13 protein-coding genes, 1 tRNA gene and 4 pseudogenes are annotated in these 22,263 nt (G+C 68.6%); 10 read left to right on the forward strand and 8 right to left on the reverse strand.

The window, feature by feature from the left end; genetic code table 11:
• Positions 1 to 178: 178 nt before the first annotated feature.
• The 4 genes and pseudogenes from LP52_RS25910 to LP52_RS21780 all read left to right on the forward strand — a co-directional run bounded on the left by LP52_RS25910 (position 179) and on the right by LP52_RS21780 (position 4,200).
• The gene (locus LP52_RS25910; RefSeq protein ID WP_169775395.1) at positions 179 to 964 is read left to right on the forward strand and encodes a VanZ family protein; all 786 of its coding nucleotides are present in this window, start codon (positions 179 to 181) and stop codon (positions 962 to 964) included.
• Positions 965 to 1,370: 406 nt separating this feature from the next.
• A pseudogene (istA, locus tag LP52_RS21770) lies at positions 1,371 to 2,608 on the forward strand (IS21 family transposase).
• Positions 2,608 to 3,399, forward strand: coding sequence for an IS21-like element helper ATPase IstB (gene istB, locus LP52_RS21775; protein WP_040276236.1), 792 nt, complete (start codon positions 2,608 to 2,610; stop codon positions 3,397 to 3,399). Before istA ends, istB begins: the two are co-directional and overlap by 1 nt.
• A gap of 387 nt (positions 3,400 to 3,786) precedes the next feature.
• On the forward strand, positions 3,787 to 4,200 hold the full coding sequence (locus tag LP52_RS21780; protein WP_052810131.1) for a tetratricopeptide repeat protein: 414 nt from the start codon (positions 3,787 to 3,789) through the stop codon (positions 4,198 to 4,200).
• Here the strand turns inward: LP52_RS21780 and LP52_RS28535 are convergent.
• Positions 4,142 to 4,315 (reverse strand): annotated as a pseudogene (locus tag LP52_RS28535) (IS5/IS1182 family transposase); the annotation flags it as partial. The gene LP52_RS21780 and the pseudogene LP52_RS28535 sit on opposite strands and share 59 nt — an antisense overlap.
• A 135-nt stretch (positions 4,316 to 4,450) precedes the next feature.
• Here LP52_RS28535 and LP52_RS27485 point away from each other — a divergent pair.
• Positions 4,451 to 4,774: a hypothetical protein gene (locus tag LP52_RS27485; protein ID WP_157036435.1), complete on the forward strand. Its 324-nt coding sequence runs from the start codon at positions 4,451 to 4,453 to the stop codon at positions 4,772 to 4,774.
• Positions 4,775 to 5,447: 673 nt separating this feature from the next.
• Here LP52_RS27485 and LP52_RS21790 read toward each other — a convergent pair.
• A complete protein-coding gene (locus LP52_RS21790) occupies positions 5,448 to 8,702 on the reverse strand; it encodes an RHS repeat-associated core domain-containing protein (RefSeq protein WP_238581045.1) in 3,255 nt (1,084 codons plus the stop codon).
• A 719-nt stretch (positions 8,703 to 9,421) separates the two neighbouring features.
• Between LP52_RS21790 and LP52_RS21795 the strand changes: the two genes are divergently transcribed.
• Entirely contained in the window at positions 9,422 to 10,855 is a 1,434-nt protein-coding gene (locus LP52_RS21795) for an FG-GAP repeat domain-containing protein (protein ID WP_040276238.1), read from the forward strand.
• Between the two features lie 165 nt (positions 10,856 to 11,020).
• Here the strand turns inward: LP52_RS21795 and LP52_RS26840 are convergent.
• The 4 genes and pseudogenes from LP52_RS26840 to LP52_RS21805 form a co-directional block, all read right to left on the reverse strand.
• Positions 11,021 to 11,203 (reverse strand): annotated as a pseudogene (locus LP52_RS26840) (IS21 family transposase); the annotation flags it as partial.
• A 157-nt stretch (positions 11,204 to 11,360) separates the two neighbouring features.
• Complete coding sequence (locus tag LP52_RS27490) at positions 11,361 to 12,167, reverse strand: hypothetical protein (RefSeq protein WP_157036436.1); 807 nt, start codon at positions 12,165 to 12,167, stop codon at positions 11,361 to 11,363.
• Entirely contained in the window at positions 12,164 to 12,487 is a 324-nt protein-coding gene (locus LP52_RS29030; RefSeq protein ID WP_084723407.1) for a NucA/NucB deoxyribonuclease domain-containing protein, read from the reverse strand. The genes LP52_RS27490 and LP52_RS29030 overlap by 4 nt, the downstream gene beginning before the upstream one ends.
• Positions 12,469 to 15,579, reverse strand: a complete 3,111-nt coding sequence (locus LP52_RS21805) for an AfsR/SARP family transcriptional regulator (RefSeq protein ID WP_040276240.1) — start codon at positions 15,577 to 15,579, stop codon at positions 12,469 to 12,471. Before LP52_RS21805 ends, LP52_RS29030 begins: the two co-directional genes overlap by 19 nt.
• 1,019 nt (positions 15,580 to 16,598) lie before the next feature.
• On the opposite strand from LP52_RS21805, the pseudogene LP52_RS28855 reads away from it, so the two are divergent.
• Positions 16,599 to 16,736, forward strand: a pseudogene (locus tag LP52_RS28855) (site-specific integrase); the annotation flags it as partial.
• A 293-nt stretch (positions 16,737 to 17,029) separates the two neighbouring features.
• Here the strand turns inward: LP52_RS28855 and LP52_RS21815 are convergent.
• Positions 17,030 to 17,848, reverse strand: a complete 819-nt coding sequence (locus LP52_RS21815) for a sugar nucleotide-binding protein (protein ID WP_040276242.1) — start codon at positions 17,846 to 17,848, stop codon at positions 17,030 to 17,032.
• Positions 17,849 to 18,026: 178 nt separating this feature from the next.
• Positions 18,027 to 18,099: transfer RNA gene (locus LP52_RS21820), tRNA-Arg, on the reverse strand.
• Between the two features lie 678 nt (positions 18,100 to 18,777).
• On the opposite strand from LP52_RS21820, the gene LP52_RS21825 reads away from it, so the two are divergent.
• From LP52_RS21825 to LP52_RS21835, 3 genes are all read left to right on the forward strand, one after another.
• A complete protein-coding gene (locus LP52_RS21825; RefSeq protein WP_084723402.1) occupies positions 18,778 to 19,836 on the forward strand; it encodes a cobalamin biosynthesis protein in 1,059 nt (352 codons plus the stop codon).
• Complete coding sequence (locus LP52_RS21830; RefSeq protein WP_040276243.1) at positions 19,836 to 21,368, forward strand: cobyric acid synthase; 1,533 nt, start codon at positions 19,836 to 19,838, stop codon at positions 21,366 to 21,368. The genes LP52_RS21825 and LP52_RS21830 overlap by 1 nt, the downstream gene beginning before the upstream one ends.
• A gap of 214 nt (positions 21,369 to 21,582) precedes the next feature.
• A complete protein-coding gene (locus LP52_RS21835; RefSeq protein ID WP_052810132.1) occupies positions 21,583 to 22,113 on the forward strand; it encodes a hypothetical protein in 531 nt (176 codons plus the stop codon).
• The last annotated feature ends 150 nt before the right edge of the window (positions 22,114 to 22,263 follow it).

Consider the following 22,263-nt stretch of genomic DNA (forward strand, 5'->3'; position numbering starts at 1 on the left):
CAGAGTATAATCCACGGCAGGGTCGACGGCGGTGTCCGTCGGATCTGCCGGTCGTGTTTAAAATGCGGGGTCGTCCGGCTTCCTGGACGACCCCGCGAAGCGCTCAACCTGGGGCTGCTTAGACGTAGAAAGGTTCTCTCCGCGGCTTATGTGGACGGTACTACTGTTCGTAAACCCGGTGACGATAGCGCTGGTCCTTGGGGGACTCCTCGTTGCCGGGTGGTTGGTGGCCGCGACCATGGCCCGCCGGCCCCGCCAGGCAGCTTCCTGGGCTCGCGTCTGCCTCGCGTGCGCGGTCGCCCTGTACTTCGTTGTGCTCGTGCAACCGGCCCATGTGGGATCGGCGGCAGCAGCCGGGAGGGCGACGCAGGTGGAGTGGAATCCGCTCGCGGGCTACATGCAGGAATTCGCTCCTTCAGACTCCTTCGCTATTCGAGCGGGGAAAGGACGCTACGTCCATTTCGACGACCAAGAGGATCTCACAGTCGAGACTGCGCGCGAAATCGTATTAGCGGATGAATCGGCAGGCGAATACTACGCGTATCGGTTCGAGGTCCGCGGTGAAGCACTTTGGCTCGATAACGAAGGAAACCCAATCGGAGAGGACGCGACGAGATTTCTAAAGAAAGACGGCGTCTACTACGCTGATCCCGACGACTACCTTGAATCGGAGAGTGCAACTCTCGTAGTCGAGGAGCTCGTCGTCAACTTCCTGCTATTCGTTCCCATCGGGATTGTTGCCGCCGCCGCGTTCACCTCGGCGGTAGTCAGATTGCTTACCGGGGCGATCCTGTCGTTGGCAATCGAGGCCTCTCAGCTACTGATGGGGACCGGAGGTGTTGTGGGTACCGGGGACCTGATCGTGAACGGCACGGGAGGATTCCTCGGCGCAGCTCTGGTGATGGCGATATCGGCTATCATCGCCCAGTGGAGGCAACGTCGAATAGTGCGTGAAGGCACATAGAGGGCACGAGCCTCTGTGTGTTTTGACGGCGGATCGCTGCCACTGAGGCCGCACGAGAACCCTCTCATCGGCCTGCTGGAGCACCTCAACGCGAGAGCTTCGGGGGCGTGCCACCGCGGCCTCAGTCTCGGATGCGGGGCGGCCGGTCGATGGTGCGACCGTTCCATCCTGAAATCCCGGATTACAGCACGTACCGACTTCCACGGCGGATTGGCGGAGGCGCAGCAGCGGTAGCAGCGCCCCTGGTTCGGATGTGGTGGTTGTGGTGATCAACCTCTCTACTAGGGGTATCTCTACGTCAGGGTCTCAAGGACGAGATCGGGATCATGCCGGTGTGTCGACGACACGTGAATACTGACCCCCTGGCGTCCGACGAAATCTGACCCCCTCAGCTGATCATCGGAGGGTGATCAACGTGGAGGACTGGGCGGAAATCCGCCGTCTGCGCAAGTCAGAGGGCATGGCGATCAAGGCGATCGCCCGGCAGATGGCCATCTGGAAGAACACCGTGCGCCGAGCGCTGACCTGCGAGGACCCGCCGCGCTACCAACGGGCGCCGCGGGGATCGGTGGTCGACGCCGTCGAAGGCGAGATCCGGGCGCTGCTCAAAGCCACCCCGGACATGCCGGCGACGGTGATCGCCGAACGCATCGGCTGGCAGCGCGGCATGACCGTGCTCAAGGACCGCATCCGCCAACTGCGGCCGCTCTACCAAGTGCCCGACCCCGCATCGCGCACCCGCTATGAGCCGGGCGGCATCGTCCAGTTCGACCTGTGGTTCCCCCCAACGCCGACGTGCCCTTGGGCGGCGGCCAGGTGGGGCGCCCTCCGGTGCTGGTGATGGTGCTGGGCTACTCACGCCTGATCATGGCGCGGATGCTGCCCTCGCGCCGGGCCGCGGATTTGACCGCGGGCACCTGGGCGCTGCTGGAACAGCTGGGCGCCTGCCCCACGACCCTGGTCTGGGACAACGAGAGCGGCATCGGCCGTTGGCGCGGCCGCGACGCACCCCGGCTGAGTCCGGAGTTCGCCGGTCTGGCCGGGTCGCTGGGCGTGGGGGTGCGCATCCTGCGCCCCCGTGATCCCGAGGCCAAAGGGGTGGTCGAGCGCGCCAACCGCTACCTGGCGACCTCCTTTGAGCCCGGGCGGCACTACGTCGGCCCGGCCGACTTCAACGCCCAGCTGGGCGACTGGCGCGACGGCGCCAACACCCGCATCCACCAGCGTCTGCGCTGCCGGCCCACCGAGCGGCTGGAGGCCGACCGGGCGGCGATGGTCGCCCTGCCGGCCCAGCAGCCCGAGGCAGTGGGCCATCGCTGGGAGACGTGCCTGGCCCGCGACCACTACATCCGCCTGGACACCTGCGACTACTCGGTGCACCCGTGGGCGGTGGGCCGGCGGGTCGCGGTGCGCGCCGATCTGGAGGCGGTGCGGGTTTGGCGTCACGGGCACCTGGTGGCCGACCACGCGCGCTGCTGGGCCGCCCACCAGACGCTGAGCGATGCCGCCCACTTGCGCGCGGCCACCGCGCTGCGCACCACCGCTATCCACGCGGGCGCCGCTCCGCAGTCCGACGAGGTCCAGCAGCGCGACCTGGCCAGCTACGACCGCCACTTCGGCACCGCAGAGGAGGTCGTTGCCTGATGGCCGCCAAGACCAAGACGGGCGGCGACACCGCGGCCGAGCTGGCCTATCTGACCCGCGCGCTCAAAGCGCCCTCGCTGCTGGCCGCCATCCAGCGCCTGGGCGAACGCGCCCGCGCAGAATCCTGGACCCACGAGGAGTTCCTGGCTGCTTGCCTGCAGCGCGAAGTCGCCGCCCGCGAGGAGCACGGCGGCGCTGCGCGCATCAAACACGCCCGCTTTCCCGCACCCAAGAGCTTGGAGGACTTCGATTACGACCATCAGCGCGGTCTGAGCCGCGAGGCCATCGCCCACCTGGGCACGCTGGACTTCGTGGCGGCCAAGGACAATGTCGTCTTCCTCGGCCCGCCGGGCACCGGCAAGACCCATCTGGCCACCGGGCTGGGGATGCGCGCTTGCCAGGCCGGGCACCGGGTCGCCTTCGCCACCGCAGCCCAGTGGGTCAACCGACTGGCCGCGGCGCATGAGTCGGGGCGATTGGAGGCCGAGCTGACCCGGCTGGCCCGCTATCCGCTGCTGATCATCGACGAGGTCGGCTATATCCCGTTCGACGCCGAGGCGGCCAACCTGTTCTTCCAGCTGGTCTCCAACCGCTACGAGCGGGCCAGTCTCATCGTGACCAGCAACAAGCCCTTCGGCCGGTGGGGCGAGGTCTTCGGTGACGACACCGTGGCTGCGGCCATGATCGATCGGCTGGTCCATCACGCCGAGGTCCTCGGGTTGAAGGGAGACTTCTACCGGCTCAAAGACCGTGATCTCGGCCGCACGCCCGCGGCCGATGCCACCGACTGACAGCAGTGTTCGAACCAGCTGAAGGGGGTCAGCTTTCAACCGTCATGAAGGGGTCAGTCTTCCACCGCCGTTGACATCAGCCGGCAACGGGCTCAGTGAGCCTTTGCCAACCTGGTGTTCGGGCTGCTCGGAGAGTGTGTACGGCGTGGCGTGGCCAAGAACACGTGAAGCTCCTGGTAGACGGGCGATTGCCTAGATCAAACCGTCCGACCAGGAGCTTCACGTGCTGTCCTACCCCTCCGAGATGAGCGCTGGTGCCGGCGGGCCGCGGAAGGCGACCACACCAACGCGATGGTCAACCTGGGTGGGCTGCTGGCACAGGCCGACCGGACAGAGGAAGCCGAATCGTGGTTGCGCCATTCTGCCGGAGGCGGTCACACCAATGCGATGCACAGCCTCGGGGTGCTGCTGGAGCAGACCGGCCGCAGCGAGGATGCTGAGCGCTGGTGCCGGCGGGCCGCGGAAGGCGACCACACCAACGGGATGTACAACCTCCGTCTGCTATATAAGGTCGGCGGCCGCAGTGAGGACGCTGAGCACTGGTGGCGCCGGGCCGGCGAGGGCGACCACACCAAGGCTATGTACAACCTCGGTCTGCTGCTGGCCCAGGCCGATCGCGTGGGGGATGCCGAGCACTGGTGGCGTCGCGCCGTTGGAGAGGGCGATACCGAAGCGATGGTCAACCTCGGTGTGCTCTTGAAGGAGGGCGGCCGCAGCGAGGAGGCCGAACCGTGGTTGCGCAGAGGCCGCGGGCGGCCGCGGTGTAGAGGGCGGGCAGGACGTGCAGGCGAGCGGCGGTGAGGTCGTGCACCGATCCGGGTTCGACACCGCCGACGAACAGCGGGAACCCTCCCGGTTCCATCAGCCCTTGCAGGTTACCTCCGTGGACGTGGGCTTTTCCGGAGTACCAGAGGTCGATCCGCTCGCCTTGAGCAGAGCAGGGCGGGAGGAGCTGACATCGACGAGGATCCATTCCAGTCAGGAATAGCATGCCGCATGACGGGTACCACCGTTTAAGAAACACGAAACCCCTCTGAAAGATTCCCAGAAAATGCGAGAAGAGACAAGCAGATTCAAGCGGTCAATGATTCGCGTGGCAACGAATAAATTTACCGTTCCGCCAATTTTCCGAGGCACTCAGCTAACGGAGGACGCCTCCCCGGGCGCTGTTCGCTATGCGATATTAACCGCAGCCAACGTGGCTGCCGCCTTTTTCGTGCTCGGCTTGATAAGTCTCTACTTCTGGAAAGCCGAGATCGCAGGGATCGCCTGCATCCTGTTCGCATTGTTGTGGTTTTTGATCTCTGTACCCCCTAAGTTTTTCCTTTTTCTTGCGGCCAAACAAAGGGAGAGTCGTGGGTATGGTGCGGAGTAGGGTCTCTTTGACTTTTCTTGAGCATTCAGTCGGCCACCTGCCCCTCTGTTGCCTGCCGTGAGCGGGTGCCCTGGTAGCGCGCAATCGGTGGGGATGCCCGGAGGGACTTCCGTGTCACGAATAGCGGATTCCAACGCGACTGAACCCGGCCTCCTGGTCTTTAATTTATTACCGATGAATGACGCGGGAGTCTCGGCGGCGAAATCGGTCGGAATATCGACGACAATTCCGGTCGAGCGGGCGCTCCAGTCTTTTCAAGTTCTGACGCCGAGTAATTTTCTAGTCCGCGCTGAGATCTTGCCTCTTCGATTTCCTGATATAGAAGATCAGGACAATTTTCGGAAGTACAATCAGAAGGAACCATAGAAAAGTGACTGCAGAGAAAATGATTCCCCCAGTAATACTGTCTTCGAGGTATACGCTCAGCAATACGATACCGACCAGTGGGGCAATTGGAAGGGATGCCGAGATGGCGATGTTTCGAACTGTTTCCGGGGAATCGTTCTCAGTGGGGGGAGTGCCCAAGTAAAAGAAGGGGAGCAGGATTCTGCTCTTTGCGAGTCGGACCATCGACCGCTCGAACAGGCTTGATGATTCGTTCATTACGGAGGCAGCTCCCTTCCAGGGGGTACGGCGGGCGCAGCACTCCACGCCCGCCTTCACAACGTAGTGGTTAAGTCAATCCGTGAACAGCCAGATTGAATCCCATGCCGGTCCACATTCCGAAGTTCACCGGCATCGGCCCCGTGATAGCGCCGCCTACGCCGCCCCATGCCCCAGCCGAAGCGACCTGGCCGCCCGATCCCCCTGCGAGAGAGGCGCCAAGCGCTCCTCCGGCCGCGCCGGCAGCGGCTCCACCCACCGCCATTCCGGCCAAGCAGGCAGGTGCGGTAACCGCGCACGCTCCAGCGGCGGCGAAGCCGGCGGCCATTGCCATACTTCCGACGCTTGCCCCAAGCCTTCCGCCTGCCTGCGCCGACATCAGGCCGGTGGGGTCGGTGTTGTTGATGGGATCACACCCGGCGTAGGTGTAGTTGTTGCGTTCTTGCCTGCTGGGGTCGGGTTGGGTGAACTGGTTGATGCCGGGTGAGAAGAACCGGTGGCCCAGGTGCAGGGTTCCGTTCTGGAACTGATACGCCCCGGTGTAGGTGAAGGGGTTCAACCCTGCGGCCCGGGTATCGGCGTCACCGGCAGCGTTGGTGGTGGTTTGGCCGTAGGGGGTGTAGTCGTAGTCCACCGCCGGCGCATCGGCCTCCGAGCCTGCCTGGGTGACCGACAGCACCGAGCTCTGATGATCGGTCGTGTAGTGGTAGCGGGTGTCGTCGGCCCCGTCGATCATCGAGATCAACGTGCCATTCGGGTCGCGCACATAGCGGGTGCGCTCCCCGTCGGAGGCGATGTCGCTGATGCCCAGGGCGGTGTTGACCACCTGGCGATCGATGCGGGTGTCGCCCTTGATGTCGGTGATCCCGCGCACCTGGGTGGAGTTCGCGGTGTCGTAGCTGATGGAGGTCTGCAGGTCGCCCTGGGCCGTGTCGGTCTTGGTCCACTGGTTGGTGGGCGAGTACTGCAGTTGGGCGCCAGCCTTCTCGACGAGGTTGCCCGCCTTGTCGTGGGCGAGTTCGTCGCCGCGCGCCTGGGTGGCCTGGTCGGCGTTGTTGTAGGTGAACTCGTCGCCTCCGGCGCTTAGCAGGTTGCCGGCGTCGTCGTAGGTGTAGTCGGTCTCGCCGTCGGAGGTGAGGCGGTCCATACCGTCGTAGGTGTAGTCCTCGGTCTCACCGTCGACGGTCGTGGACTGCAACTGTCCGGAGTCGGACCCGTCGTTGTCGTAGGAGTAGGACGCCTTGGTCACGATTTCACCCGCGGCGTTGGTCGCCTCGAGGCTCGTCAGGCGGCCGGATTCGTCGTAGTCCTTGGACTGGGTGGCCCCGTCCGGGTGCTCGATACCGGTACGGCGGTTGTTCTCGTCGTAGTCGAAGGCGGTGGTGGCCCCGGTAGGGTCGGTGAGCTCGTCCAGGCGGAAGGCGGCGTCGTAGGTGTAGGTGGTGGTCGCGCCCAGCTCGGTCATCTCGGTGAGGTTGCCGGCCGCGTCGTAGGCGTAGGTGGTCTTCTCTTCGCCGTCGGCGTCGCTGCGCACGGTCTTGAGGAGGTCGCCGCGCCCGTCGTAGGTGTAGGACAGGCTGGCCTGGTCGGTGTGGGTGGCGGTGGTGCGGCCGTTGCCGTCGTAGGTGGTGGACTGGATCAGCTCACCGTCGCGGCTGATCGAGACGACCCGGTCGAGCTTGTCGTAGCCGTACTCCAGTTTCACCCCGTTCCCGTCAGTGACGCTGGTGACCCGCGACAGGGCATCGTAGGTGTAGGTCATAGCGCCGATGGGGCCGGGCTCCTCCAGCTTCACCATGTTGCCCGCGGCGTCGTAGTCGTAGGTGGTGCGGTTGAGGTTGCCGTCGGTGACCGAGGCGACGGTGCCGTTGCCGTTGTAGGACAGCGAGGCGACCGTGATGTCCTCGTCGGTGGAGCGATACCGCAGCGGGTTGCCGGCCTGGTCGTAGGTGATGGTGTGCTCGTCGCCGTCGGGGCTGGTCACCGAGGTCGGCTTGGTGGGGTTGGCCGAGTCGGCGTAGCCGATGCTGGTCTCAGCTCCGGTGGGCAGTTCGGTGCCGATGAGGTTGTTGGCGTTGTCGTAGTCGTAGGTGACCGAGGCGTCCAGGGCGTCGGTGGTGGTGGCCACGTCGGAGTTGGCCGTCCACTCCTGGGAGCGGGAGTTGTCCACCTGGTCGGTGGCCGTGGTCTGGCGGCCCTGGTCGTCGAACTCGAAGACCGACTCGCCGCCGTTGGGGTCGGTGACCGTCGTTTCGCCGTCGCCGTGGTCGAACTCGGTGGTGGCGCCGCCGTCCTCGGTGGGCGCGGTCAGCGAGGTCACCCGCCCCTGGGTGTCGTAGGACAGTTGCCAGGTGGCGCCGGTGGCGTCGGTGATCGAGGTGAGGTAGCCGTCGGTGTAGCCGAAGTCGATCTCCTGGCCGGCCCGGTCGACCAGCGTCGATGGCTGGTGCGAGTCGCCGGAGTACTCATAGGCGGCCGCGGTCTCGCCCGTCGGGTCGATCAGCCGGGTGGGGCGGATGTTCTCCTCGTCCCACTCGACGCGGGTGGTGCGGCCCTGGGTGTCGGTGGCCGAGGCGAGGTTGCCGCCGGTGGTGTAGCGCAGGTCGATCTTGTTGCCGTTGCGGTCACTGCGGGCGGTGGCCCAGCCGGAGGAGTTGAAGTACCAGACCTCGTCTTGGAACCGGCCCTTGGTGTAGGTGAGGGTGAAGGTGCCGTTGGCCAGCTCGACCAGTTCGGCGTTGACCCCGGAGGGGGTCTCCCACCCGCCGTCGCCGTCGGAGTGGAAGGTGTCGCAGGAGCCGGTGGGGCCGTGGAAGGCGATGCGGTCGGACTCGATCATCAGCCCGATGTCGCGGCCGTAGGACTGCTTCCACTTGGTGGTCAGGTCCCGGGAGTTGTAGACGCTGTTGAAGTTCAGGTCCAGCCCCGTGCCGCGTATGGTCAGGTCGCGGTGGCGCAGCACGGCGTTGCCCGACTCCACGTTGATGTCCAGATCCAGGCGGTCGCTGATCTGGTGGCGCTCCATCGGGTACCAGGAGTGGATGCCGAGGTTCTCCCCGCCGGTGGAGCAGGACCAGCCGGGGCTGCGCTGCTGCTCCTGGTCATCGGCGTCGGCGGGGCGCCAGGCCTGTTCGGGAGGTTTGCCGCCGGCGGGTTTCTGATCGGCCTTGCTCGGTGACCAGGTGTCGGGGGCGGGGACGGTGCGTTCGGCGGGGGAGTGGGGGCTGTTCTCATCGGCCAGAGCGGGCGGGGCCGCGAGCAGGGACGCGCCGAGCACCAGGGTGGTGGCGGCCGCCCCCACGGCAGTGAAGGGTCGTGATCGCACGCAGGGGTTCCATTCGCTCGATCGGGGGATATCCGGGTGTGCCGGCTGTGGCGGGCCGGGCGAGCGGGAACCGGTGGGGCGCCAGAGCGGCACGGAAAACCTACGGAGCGTCGATCCGCGTCGGCAAGAACCTCCGGGCGGAGTTGGCGGCCCCGCCGAATCGGGCGTTTCAATACAGCTGGAGCATGGCACAGAAGTCACGACCTGCATTGGAAACACCACTTACAGCCCCCGTGACGGTTGCACTGAGTACCCATGATGATCACGTGGGTGACCGGAAACGGTCATGCGCGTCTGCGGAACCGGCTCGCCCTTGTCGGGCGCGAGCGGTACCGCACGGGTGGTGCAAGCGACGACCCGTGGCGAGGGGCCTCCTGCGATTCAGAGCGACGCGGCGACTCTCGTCGGCGTTGTTGATCTCGCGCCGCTAAACACTGCCACTGTCCGCATTCGGCCACTGAACCATGCGTCACACCCTTATGCCGCCCGCACGGAAGCGGCGCACGGATCACTCCCCGCTGCTGCTCGACGCGCTCGTTCCACACACCACCAGCGTTGAAACGCGCATCTGCCTCCACAGCAGGCGCACCCAGCCGAGGCCCTTGCCGCGGCATCGGCGCATTCGTACGTTGCCCCTGCCGTCCCGGCCCCGGTTCCCGCTCGCCCGGGTGCGCCTCGGCGGTCACGCATCCACCCGTCCCCAGCGAACGGACTCCGTCATGCCTCCAACACATCGCCTTGGCCTCGCCGGTGCCGCCGGCCTGCTCCTGGGCCTGGGCCTGCTCCAGCCACCGCCCGCCCACGCCGACCCCGACGAGCCGGAGGGCGGCGGCGGAGACGCCGCCGCCTGCTGCGGCTACACCGCCCCGCCCGATCTGGTCGTCGGTGCCCCCGAGGGCCTCGGCGGAAACGACGTGCGCGGCGGCTACGTCGACATCATCGTCACCGGCCCCGACGGTCTCGACACCTCCCAAGCCACCCGGATCGACCAGTCCTCTACCGGTGTGGGCGGCGCCCCCGAGGCCGGCGACCGCTTCGGCGACGTGGTGCGCACCGCCGACGTCGACGGCGACGCCTACGCCGACCACATCATCGCCGCCCCCGGCGAGGACGTGCAGGAGCACACCGACGCGGGCCTGGTCCAGATCGTCTTCGGCTCGGCCGAGGGGCCCACCGGGACGGCGCTGACCCTGCACTCCCCGCGCCAGGACCGCGGCGATACCCACTTCGGCACCGCACTGGCCACGGCCGACTTCGACGACGACGGACTGGCCGATGTGGCCGTGGGCGCGCAAAACCAGGTCACCGTGCTGTGGGGCCGCGAAGATCTCGACGAGTCCCCCAGCGACCCGCCGACCACGGTGTTCAACGCCGCCCCCGCACCCGCCGACGGCGTCCAGGCCTTGGCCGCCGCCGACATCGACGGCGACACCCACCCCGACCTGGCCGTCTCCTCCGCCCGCGACGGCGAGGCCCCGGGAGGCGACCTGCAGGTCTTCACCGGCGCCGATCTCAAGGCCTCCACCGCCCGCGCCGGGAGCATCACGACCCCCCGCCCGCTGAACGAGCCCATCACTCTGCCCGAGGACACTTCCGACATCGCCGCCGGCGATATCGACGCCGACGGCCACGCCGAGGTGGCGGCCGTTTTCGACGACCACGCGGGCCGCGTCTTCGACGGCACTGCCGCGGGGCTCGGCGCGCCGGGCACCGAACTGGACGCGGAGTTGGGCTCCTCGTCGGTGGCGCTGGGCGATATCGACGCCGACGGCCACGCCGACATCGCCGTGGGCGATGCCGCCCGGGCCTCCGGTGCCGACGAGGCCAATGCCGGCGGTGTCGACATCGTCTACGGCGGCCCCGACGGTCCGACCGGGCGCCGCCAGTCCTTCCAGCAGAGTTCGCCCGGGGTGGCCGGGGCGGGCGAGGCCGGCGATCGCATGGGGGCCGAGGTCGCCCTTCTCGATCTCACCGGCTACGGCCACCGCGACCTCGTCGCCGGTACCCCCGGCGAGAACGGCGGCGACGGTTCCATCGTCGTGTTGTATGCCGCCGACGACGGGCTCAGCGCGGACGGGTCGCAGAACTTCGGTAGCGGCACCCTGGGGATGGACGGCAGCGATGCCGAGTTCGGCCGCGGCCTGCCCCGATAACACACCACCTGCCTGCCCCTGGGGTGCTGCTGACAAGGCCCCAGGGGCGGGAAGGCGGCACCGGCCACGCCCATGCCCCCGACCGACGCGCCAGGTGCACGTAGCGGTCACGGGGAAGCCGCAGGCTGGTGCGCCACCCGGGCGACGGCGCCAGGAGAGGCAACTCGGCAGCGAGACGGGTGCGGGCGGGAACCACAGGTCGCACTGGGCCAACTCGCCCGGGCGGTAGGTAGTGCGCGAGGCCGGGTCCGCGGGCCGGTAGAGCGGACGGAGGCGGCGCACCCGGTCTTTGAGTACGGTGAGCGAGCGCTGCGATCCGGTCCGCTCGGCGATGACGGTGGCCGGCATGTCGGCGGGCCGCGACGGTGTCGTTCATTCCTCCTCCAAGGGACACCGGGGCAGCAATTCCAGGCAGTCGCCTGGAATGTCGGGGAGCAGAAACGAGTAGTGCCCGTTCACGTTCACGTGCTTGCGCGCGAACGGGGACAGGTGGTCGACGTCCTCCTCAAGTAGGTCGCCCTCGGCGCGAAGCTGCTCCAGGGGGCATCCACGTAGACGGTGAACCACAGGGCGAAGCGTTGAGCCCCAGGCCCAGGGCGCCGAGCTGGTCTTCCCTCCCGTCGGCGGTATCCGCAAGCGCAGGCGCCGGACAAGGAACAAGCGGCGTTTCACGTAGGCGTCGCCGGGGGCCCAGTGCTCTTCCCAGGGCGGGGACAGCGTCGCCGTGGCGCTGTCCCCCCGTGGAGGTGCTCGCCTCACCTACGGGCGCCGGCGCCCGGGTTCCGTGGGTCGGCCACAGGTCGACGGCGTAGCGTTCTTTGCCGTCCAGTTTGTCGAGTTCCTCACCCATGCGGTCGAGGTCCCAGTCTTCAGCGTCGGCCCGCTGTTCGATGTCCTCGGCCTCGTGCATGACAACGTGATGGTTCCATCCCCGCAGGCGGACGGCGTAGGCGCCCGCCCGGGGGAGTGAGATTTCGGCCGCCATGCCCTTGGTGCCCTGGTCGATATAGAGGACTTGCTCGGGGAAGCCGACAGCGAGCATGTGCTCCTGCTCGGCCTCATCGGTGTCGGCCCCCGGTGGTTGCTGCCACCAGACGGCGATGTCGAACCGGACTTTCACTGTGTCGTTGGCGCAGCGGGCGACGATCCAGTGCTCGTCGGCGGCGGCACCTTCGCGGGTCGATCGGCGGATTACGGCGTTGCTTCCGTAGAGATAACCGCTTCCTCCGTGGATCGATATCATGCTGTAGTCGGGGCTGGCATATACCTGATGCCGGGCGAGCGGGCCCGGAGACTCGTTCTTTTGGTTCATGGTGTTCCAGAGATGCGGACATAGAAGGGGTCGCCGTCAAAGAGTCGTTGCCTATAGTACGTGGCTTGCAAGCGGCCTCCGGCTTCCTTATTGTCGTCGCCATCGATGAGTCGTGCCGAGAAGCGTTTCTCCTCTCCTGTCGATGCGCCCTCGTATGTGGAAGCGAACGGGTGTTCGTCGCAGTTGACGAGGTCTCCGTCACGCCGCTCGAGAACCGCAGTCGCTTTAGGCGAATTTCCGACTGATCGCCACGGGCTCCCATATCCGTTGGCCGCCGCAAGTGTGTAGTGCCGCTCTCGGATCAGGGGCGGGGCTGGTATCCGGTCTCCTCCTGGATCTTCTGGGCCTGTTGCATGTGGTCGGCGGCCTTGGCGGGGTCGCTGGTGGCGTGGGCGATCGCGGCGAGGGCGGTCAGGGCGCGATGCTCGGTGGGGCGCAGGTCCAGTGCGCGGGCGAGGGTCAGCGCCTTCTCGCTGTGGTGAGCTGCGAGGTCCACGGCGTCGGAAGCGAGATGGACGCGGGCGAGGTTCACGTGGGTGTCGGCTTCTTGATGGCGCAGGCCGCAGCGGCGTGTGAGCGCCACCGCCTCCTGCAAATGTGGCAGGGCCAGGTCGCTCCGGCCCTCAAGGTGATGCACGCTGGCCAGTGTGCCCAGGGCGTCGGCTTCGTGGGCTGGATCGCCCACCCTGCGGGCTGTGCTCAGGGCATGCTCAGCGTGGGTGCGCGCGAGTTCGAGGCGGCCGGTGTCACGGTGGACGCGGGCGAGGATTTCGTGGACGGCGGATTCGCAGGTGCGCTGCTGGTGGTGGTTGCACAGCTGCAGGGCCTCGGTTGCGTCGGTTAGCGCATCGGCGTAGCAGCCGACAGCATGACGGGCCCAGGCACGATTGACCAGCGGGCTGATTGTGCCCGTGGGGCGATTGTGCGCTCGAGCCGTCTCGATGGCCTCCGTCGTGAGGTCCACCGCCTGGTCGAATTCGCCGAGGTAGGAGTGGATCAGACCTGTGATGTTGACGGCCCGGGCGAGCAGAACCGGTCGATCGAGGCCGCGGAGTAGGTCGTCGCTGCTCTGCTGGTACTCGAGGGCCGTGCGCATCTCACCGCGCTGGGCGTGGTAGATTGCGAGGTTGGTGTGGATTGCGACCTCGCCGACGGTGAAGCCGGCGGTGCGGTATCCCTCCTGAGCGTTGTGCAGCGCTTCGCGGGCGGTGTCGGGCTCGCCCGCGTGCTGGTGCAGGAGACCGAGGCTGTTCCACAGCACCGCCTGGGGTAGGACCGCGTCTTCGGCTTCGGCAGCCCGCAGTGCGGCTGTCGCCGTGGCCCTCCACTCGGCGGTGTGCCGCCGGGCGTAGAAGTAGACCCACAACTGGTCGGCCAGCTGCCAGGCGATCTCGTGTGGGCCGGTGTCGGCGGTGCGCAGCACGACGGCGACGAGGACGGCGCGTTCGGCCTCCAACCAGGCTGCCGCGTGATGCTGGTCGTCGAATCGGGTGGAGGAATGGCGTGTCCGAGGGAGTTGGGCGCTGCCGGTGTACTCGAAGCCGGTGGCGGCGTCGACCGTGGCCAGATACCAGTCGCACAGCCGGCGCCAAGCCGCTCCCCGCTCGGGATCGTCCGCGGCGTGCTCGGCTGCGTAGACGCGCAGCAGATCGTGGAACTGGAACCGGTCGGCGCCCGTGCGCTGCACAAGCCCGGCAGAGGTGAGCACGTCAAGAAGGCGTTCGGCGACGGGGGTGTCGGAGTCGAGCAGAGCCGCGGCCGCCTCGGCGGTGAAGTCGGGCCCTGGGTGCAGGCCGAGGAGGCGGAAAAGCCGGGCCGCGGCTGGGTCCAGGGCGGTGTAGGAGTGATCGAATGTGTTGCGGACGGTCGCCTGCCGGTCGCCGGCGACCGACAGCGCGGAGAGCCGCCCGTCGCGAGTGAGGTCGTCGGTATAGGACGCGAGGGAACGAGCCGGCCGGGAGGCGAGGTTGGCGGCCGCGATCCGCAGCGCGAGCGGCAGGCGGTCGCACAGTTCGACCAGGTGTCCGGCCGCCTCCGGCTCAGCGCCCACCCGTTCCTCTCCCAGGGCACCTGCGAGCAGCGCGTGGGCCTCGGGCCCCGAGAGGACCTCGAGGGACAGAGTGCGGGCGGTGTGGCTGGCGGTCAGTCCGCGCAGGTCGGATCGGCTGGTGACGACAACCGCGACACTGGCGGTGCCGGGCAGCAGAGGCCGCACCTGCTCGGCGTCGACCGCGTTGTCCAACACCAGCAGTAGTCGGCGATCGGCGAGTCTGCTGCGATAGGCGGCAGCGCGGTCCTTCGGGGAGTCGGGGATGTCGCGGGCGCTCTGCCCCGAGGAGCGCAGCAGTGCCGAGAGAACATCGGACGGATCCCGGGGCGGTCCGTGACCGTAGTCCGACAGTTGTGCATACCACTGGCCGTCGGGGAACGCCGTACGAAGCCGGTGGCCGAGGTGTACCGCCAGCGCCGTCTTACCGACCCCCGGCAGGCCGGACACGACAACGGGAACAGACACCGCAGCGGTCAATTCCTGTTCCAAACACCTGATCACCTCGGCACGGCCGACGAAGCCCGGGACGTCGAGAGGGAGTTGGCACTGGACCGCCCAGGCGGACTCGGTCTCCGTCCGTACAGGTGCGCCGGCATCCGCTGACGGAGAGGCCGCGGGGCGCGTGGGAGGGTTCAGGTCTGGATCTCCCGCGAGCATCGCCTCGTGCAAACGCTGCAGGTCCCGGGCGGGGTCGACCCCCAACTCATCGGCGAGCGTTGCTCGGACGTGCCGGTAATGGGCCAGTGCGTCGGCCTGCTGGCCGCTGCGGTACAGGGCGAGCATGTATTGGGCGGCGAGACGCTCGTCCATCGGATGGGCGGCACTGCGCTCGGACAGCGCCGGCAGGAGCGCAGCATGCTCGCCGAGTCGCAGCCGCCGGTCGCAGCACTCCAGTTCGGCGGCGAACCGCTCCGTGGCTAGCGCCTCGCGGGCCGCGTTGAACCACGGGGTATCGATTCCGGAGAAGGGGGCACCGCGCCACAGGCCCAATGCCTGCCGGAACCGGGTCACTGCGGCGTTGTCGTCGGCTTCCTTCCATGCCCGGTCGAGCAGGAAGCGGAATAGGTGCACGTCCACCGCCAGCTCGTCAGCGGTGACCGCGTAGCCGCCGGCACGTCGGCGCACGACTGCCGCCGACTCCGGCAGCAGCCTGCGCAGCCGCGAGAGATAAGCGTAGAGCGTGTCCTTGGCGCGCTGCGGCGGAGCGTCGCCCCAGACCCGCGCGACCAATTGGTCCGCGGACACGGTGCGGTTGACGTCCATGAGGAGCGCGGCGAGAACGGTGCGTTGGCGGGTGGGGCCGAGGTCCACGGGATCAGCGCCGGAGCGCGCCTCGACGCTGCCGAGAAGCCGTAACTCCATTTCATGCCTCCTGCGTCCGGCGACCCGCCGTCCGACTGTCAGCGTTCAGGTCCCACCCCAGCAGCGGATTCTAGGTATCTGCAAGGTTGGTGCAGGATCCGTTTCGCAGGATGGGCCGTACAAGGCACCGATCCGTCCTGTTGGACGGAGGAAGGTATGTGATTTGGCCAGGACACGACTGTGATCATGAGGAACGGGAACATCCTGGCCGGATGTGGTCGCTTATGCCGCTAATGTGTAGATTTCAGGCGTGGTTCTATCTTGCATAGATTCGGCGACGCCGGATGTATCAGTGCCTTTCAGGTGGCAAGGCGGCCTAACCGAAAACCTGAGCTTCGACTTTGGAGGAAATATGCGTACGCTCCGACGTCTATCGACTGTAGTGGGAATGTTCGCGTTAGTAGCTGCTGTGGCGCCTGCTGCGAGCGCCAACCCGGAATGGGATGACCTCTGCAGCGTCTCGGAGGCGGGAAACAGGGCTTATTCCTATTGCGATGGTGCCGGCTGGGCATACTCCCATCAAGTGCAATATCGCTGCGAGTCCATCTCGGGGAATATTTCCGCATGGCAGTATGGTGACAGGGCTGCATTTGGGGGCAGATCCTACGGTCCTTACTGTGGCCAGGTCATGCATGGTGGATCGGTAATAGACGCCACCATTACATACAATGTTTACCGTGCTTGATTTTCCGGTTTGGCAAAAGTTTTCGTGACCTCCATACAGGTTCTTAGGCGGGGCGATCCTAAGGTCGCGGGGTCGTCAGAATCGCGGAATCCCCAATAGTCACGTCAGTGGAATCAATTTCCCAAGCGAGTGCCAGTGCAAATAGGCCCCACCGCCAACTGCTGAGCGGTGGGGCCGACATAGTGGAGCGCAGGTACTGCTGGGTGGCCGTGCTCTCCAGGCTGCCACCGTGGCGGTGCTGCGCCGCCACCACCGGGCCCAGCAGCACGAGGTCCAGGCCGTAGGCCGCCGGTGGGAGCCGGACGGGTACGTGTTCACCGCCCCGCGCGGCAATGTGCTGGCGCCCGACTCGCTGACCTGCCTGTTCCAACGGCGGCTGCGCCAGAGCGGGCTGCCTCCGGTGCGGCTGCACGATCTGCGCCACGGGGCCGCCTCGCTCGCCTTGGCGGCCGGGGCCGATCTGAAGGTGGTGCAGGCGATGTTGGGCCATGCCAGCATCGTGGTCACGGCCGATACCTACGCCAGTGTGTTGCCGGAGATGGCCCACGCGGCGGCGATGGCAAGAAGGACCGGGCCGCCCGGTCGCGGCGCACGCGTGCGGGCGGGGTTTCGTCCGGGCCGCGCCGTGGCATCCATGCCCGACGTATCCAGCGGGACCGTCCTCCGGCAGAGCGCTGATCCGCCGCGGCGAGAGCAGCCGGGGCGGTGCCGCCTCGGCGGGCGGCGTCCACGGCCGGGCCGACGGGTTCCGCGGGCGTTGGGAGGTCAGGTGAGAAACCGGTGGGCGCCGCGTAACTCGGTGCGCAGGTGCTGCTGGGTGGCCGTGGTGTCCAGGCGCAGGTCGATCGGCCCGGGTAGGTCGGTGTCGGCGCGTCGGCCGGTGGGCAGGGCTACGGGGTCGAGGCCGTCGCGGTGGGCGATGAGGGTTCCGAGTTCGTGGCGGCTCAGCGCGTCGGCTCCGGCCACGTGAAAGGTGCCGGTGTGGGTGGGTGCGGCGAGTTCGAGCAGCGCGGCTGCCAGGTCGGTGACGTGGATGGGGCAGCGCACGTCGCCGGTGAACAGCACCCCGGTGGCCGGGTCTGCGGCCAGGGCGTGGACCCGGTGCTCGTGGCTTGAGTGGCCGTCGCCGATGATGAGCGAGGTGCGGGCGATGACCGCGTGCGGGGTGATGGCCTTGACCGCGGTTTCGGCGGCGGCTTTGGCGGCGCCGTAGGGGGTGGTGGGGTCGGGCGCCGCTGTCTCGTCGTAGCGGGCGGCGTTGCCGGAGAAGACGGCGTCGCTGGAGACGTGGACCAGTCGCGTTCCGGCCTGGGCGGCGGCGAGTGCCGCGTGTGCGGCGCCGTCGGCGGTGGTGGTCCAGTCGTCCTGGCGGTAGGCGGCGTTGATGACGACGTCCGGCTGCACCGCGTCCACGGTTTCGCCGACGTGTCGGCGGTCCCGGACGTCGAGGGGCAACCACTGCGCGCCGTCCGCCTCGGGTGGGCGCGTTAGAAAGGTCGCCGCCACCCGGTGACCCGCGGCGATCGACTGCCGAACGATCTCGCGGCCGAGGTATCCGTTGCCACCGATGACGAGGAGGGTCACGGGCGGTCACGCTACAGCCGACCGGCGCGCAGTTCCACCCAACTGCTGAACGCTCGGCCCGAGCGGAGAATCACCCGGCCGGCGCGGTTGGTCCCAGCGTGGTCCCACCCTGGTCCCAGCGGGCGGGGTAGCCGACCGGGGACAGCGCACCGTGGAGCCCTGACCTGCGATTACTCGGTGCACCTGGCAGGATTCGAACCTGCGGCCGTCGGATTAGAAGTCCGATGCTCTTTCCACTGAGCTACAGGTGCTTGGTTCAATTGTGGTGTGGATCCGCCGTTCGTAACGACATTGTGACCTGCGTGTTGGCGAGGTGTGTCGCTCGGCGGGTCACAGCCCTGCTGTGGCTGACCGGGGCCGCGGGCGGCAGGTGGGGGTTGGCGCCGCGGGCAGGGCTGGGTGCGGTGACATTCTAGGGTATTCGGAAGATGTCACTCATCGCCGGGCAAAACAATAACAACTACGGACATTCGTAGTTGCGTCTCGTTAGCACACGGCCCCCACCAAATCGGTCTCTACCGGCCTCTTGGAACACGTTACCCGTGATTAACCGCAGGTGGCATGCCTGCTAGCGGTGTTTTGCCAACTCGGGGCGGCGGGGTCGGCGGGTCGGCGCGGGGTGTGTCGCCAGGTCAGCGGCTAGAAGCACCACCAACTGCCGTTGGTTGCGAGGAAGGCGATCAGCGCGAGGGCCGACATGGCGCCCTCCTCTACGGTGTCGGGGCAGGCTGGTCAGTGGCCTCGTGTTCGGTCCGGCAGGGGTGGCCGGGAGATCGATTCGATTACTTTATGTAGTTGTTGTACACGGAAAGTGACTAAAGTTCGCGTGTCGCGGGGGACTGCGGGCTGCCGTTCGGCCGCGCACTAACGTTGGCCGGGTGAAGAACCTGGATCGAGACTCGCCTTGGCCGATCGCCGCAGGGCTGCTCATGGGTGCGGCGCTGGACCGCGTGCTGCCCGATCCGCGGCGCGGGCATCCGGTGGCCCTCTACGGGCAGGCCGCCGCACGGCTTGAGCGGCAGGCCTACGGGCCTTCCCGCCCCTCCCGCCGCCCCACCCGGGGCTCCCGCGCGCGAGGTGCCGCCTTTGTACTGCTCGCCGTGGCTCCCGTGATCGCCGGCGGAGGGCTCGCGCAGGCTCGCTCCGCCGGTGCGGGCCGCGCGGCGCTGACCGGTGCGGTGACGTGGGCGGTCGTGGGCGGGGCGATGCTCGGCCGCGAAGCGGAGTGCGTCGCCGGCGCGCTGGAGGCCGGTGACCTGGCCGAGGCGCGGCGCCGTCTGCCGGGGTTGTGCGGCCGCGACCCCGAGTCCCTGGACGAGAAGGGCATCGCCCGCGCCGCGGTGGAGTCGGTCGCCGAGAACACGTCCGACGCCGTGGTCGCCCCGCTGCTGTGGGGTGCGCTGCTGGGCGTGCCGGGTCTGCTCGGCTACCGCGCGGTCAACACGCTGGACGCGATGGTGGGCCACCGCTCCGCGCGATACGAGCGCTTCGGCTGGGCGGCCGCACGGTTCGACGACGTGGCCAATTGGGCGCCGGCGCGGCTGACCGCGGCGCTGGCCTGCGCGGCGGCGCCGGTTGCGGGCGGGTCGCCCCAACGGGCGCGGCGCACCCGGGCCCGGTACGGGGCACGCCACCCCAGCCCCAACGCCGGGCACTGCGAAGCGGCGTTCGCGGGCGCGCTGGACGTGCGCCTCGGAGGGAGGAACGTGTACGGAGCCCGGAGCGAGGACCGTCCGGAACTGGGGGAGGGGCGCCACCCCGAGGTCGCAGACATCAGGCGCGCGGTGCGGCTGGCGCGGGCCGTCAACGGCGCCGCGGCGGGGGTCGCGGCGGTGCTGGCCCTGGGCGTGGGCGTCCGCCGCAAGGGCCTTGCGGCGGACGCCCCGACCGCGCCGCTGCGGTCGGGGCTGCACCGGCGCGCTGCGGAGTCCTCGCGGCTCGGCGCCGTCCTTGCGCCGGCCCGCCCGCGTCCGGGGAGGGCCTCGTGATGCGCCGCGGTCCCGCGGGCGCTCCCGCCCTCCTGGTGGCCGGAACCACGTCCGATGCGGGCAAGAGCGTCCTTGTCACCGGCATCTGCCGCTGGCTCGCCCGGCAAGGCGTCAAGGTCGCCCCCTTCAAGGCGCAGAACATGTCGTTGAACTCGGTGGTCACCGCCGACGGCGCCGAGATCGGCCGCGCCCAGGCCGCCCAGGCCGCGGCGGCGGGCGTCGAGCCCACCGCCGCGATGAACCCCGTTCTGCTCAAACCCGGCAGCGACCGCCGCAGCCAGGTGGTCGTCCGCGGCCGTCCCGTCGGCGAGGCCGACGCGCTGGGTTACCGCGATTTCAAAGACCGGCTGCGCACGGTCGCCGCCGAGAGCCTGGCCGAGCTGCGCACCGAGTACGACGCGGTCATCTGCGAGGGAGCGGGCAGTCCCGCCGAGATCAACCTGCGCCCCGGCGACATCGCCAACATGGGCCTGGCACGCACGGCCGACCTGCCGGTGCTGGTCGTCGGCGACATCGACCGCGGCGGCGTCTTCGCCGCGATGCACGGCACCCTGGCGCTGCTGGAACCGGCCGACCAGGCGCTGATCGCCGGGTTCGTCGTCAACAAGTTCCGCGGCGCTCCCGAGCTGCTGGAGCCGGGTCTGGACATGCTGCGCCGCCTCACCGGTCGGCCCGTGCACGGGGTGCTGCCGTGGTTGGAAGGGCGGTCGATCGACGTCGAGGACTCGCTCGCGCTGACCGCCGAGCGCGCCCCCGTCCGGGCGCCGGTCCAGGGGCGCACCCTGCGCGTGGCCGTGGTGCATACGCCGCGGATCAGCAACTTCACCGACATCGACGCCTTGGCGGTGGAGCCCGGTGTCGACCTGCGCTTCGCTTCGTCTCCGCAGGAGGTGGACGACGCCGACCTGGTCGTGCTGCCCGGCACCCGCGCCACGGTCGCCGACCTCGCCTGGGTGCGCGAGCGTGGGTTGGACGCCGCGGTGACGGCGCGCGCCGAGCAGGGCCGACCCGTGCTGGGGATCTGCGGCGGCTACCAGATGCTGGCGCGCCGCATCCACGACGAGGTCGAGTCCGGGGCCGGAGCTGTGCCCGGCCTGGGGCTGCTGCCCACCGCCGTCACCTTCGCCGCCGACAAGACCCTGGGCCGCCCGGTGGGATCGGCCTACGGCCATCCGGTCGAGGGCTACGAGATCCACCACGGCCACAGCGTGCTCGACGACGGTGCCGACGACGGCGCCGAGCCTTTCCTGGACGGCTGGCGCCGGGGTGCGGTGTGGGGCACGACCTGGCACGGTGCGCTGGAGAACGACGCGTTCCGCCGCGCGTTCCTGGCCGACGTGGCCCGTTGCGCGGGCCGCGACTTCGCGCCCGCCCCCGACACCGACTTCGCCGCCGAGCGGACCGCCCGCCTGGACGCGCTGGGGGATCTGGTGGAGCAGCACATGGACACCGCGGCCCTGCTGCGGCTGCTCGAGGAGGGTGCCCCGGACGGGCTGCCGGTGATACCGCCCGCGGGCGTACCGGATGCGTGACACCGCGCGGCTCGCCGGGTCCGGGGCGGCGGAGGCATCTCGGCGTGAAGGGCCGCGGACGAAGGCTGTGGACAACCGGGGCCGGCGGTCCGCGGCGGGTTAACGTGGGGGAGCAGCAGCGGCCAGGTGTCATGGGCGCGCCGGAGGCCCCGGCGGCTCCCATCGCGGAGGCGGCCGCGGGCCGCGCAGTGCGCGGCCGAGTCCGCTTTCGCCCATGATCTGGGAGGTTCTGGTGAACAACGCTACGATCCCCTCCGCCTCTGCTGCTCCGGAGCGCGCCGAGGCCCCCGCACCCCACAGCCCTTGCTCCGGCGACGACGTCGCGACCGCGCCGCCACTGGCTCGACGGGTCAGCCTCGCCTTGGACCCGGTGACCCACGAGGAGCTGCAGCGCGCCGCCGGCCACCGCGACGTGGCGTCCTATCTGTACGTGCTCGCCGGGCGCTACGCGCGCTGGAACGAGTTGCGGGAGTGGCTGTCGCAGTTGGAGGCCGCCTACGGACCGCTGCCGCCTGAGGCACTGGAGCGTATTCACCGCCGGATGCTGGGCCTGCCGCGCCGCCGGGACGGGGCGCGCTCGGTGTCGGTCGGCTTCAGCGACACCGAGTTCCGCGCACTCAGTGACGCTGCAGGCGAGCGCCCGGTGGCCGACTACCTCCGCGAACTGCTGGCCGAGCTCGTGTGCCCGGCACGGAACGAAGGCGGTTCCGCTGAGGACGAGGGCAGGGGAGAGCACACCGGGTAGAGGGCTGCGTAGCGGTCTTCCGGTGCTACTCCGGCGCCGGAAGACCGCTGACCGGGACGGTGCGCACGCCCGTGGCCCGCGGGTGCGGATTCGGTGGTGGCCACCGATCGAGTACCTGCTCGCCGCTGAGAGCGCCCGGTCCCCTCACCC

The organism is Streptomonospora alba (genome assembly GCF_000826685.1).
In the GTDB taxonomy this organism is placed as follows: domain Bacteria; phylum Actinomycetota; class Actinomycetes; order Streptosporangiales; family Streptosporangiaceae; genus Streptomonospora; species Streptomonospora alba.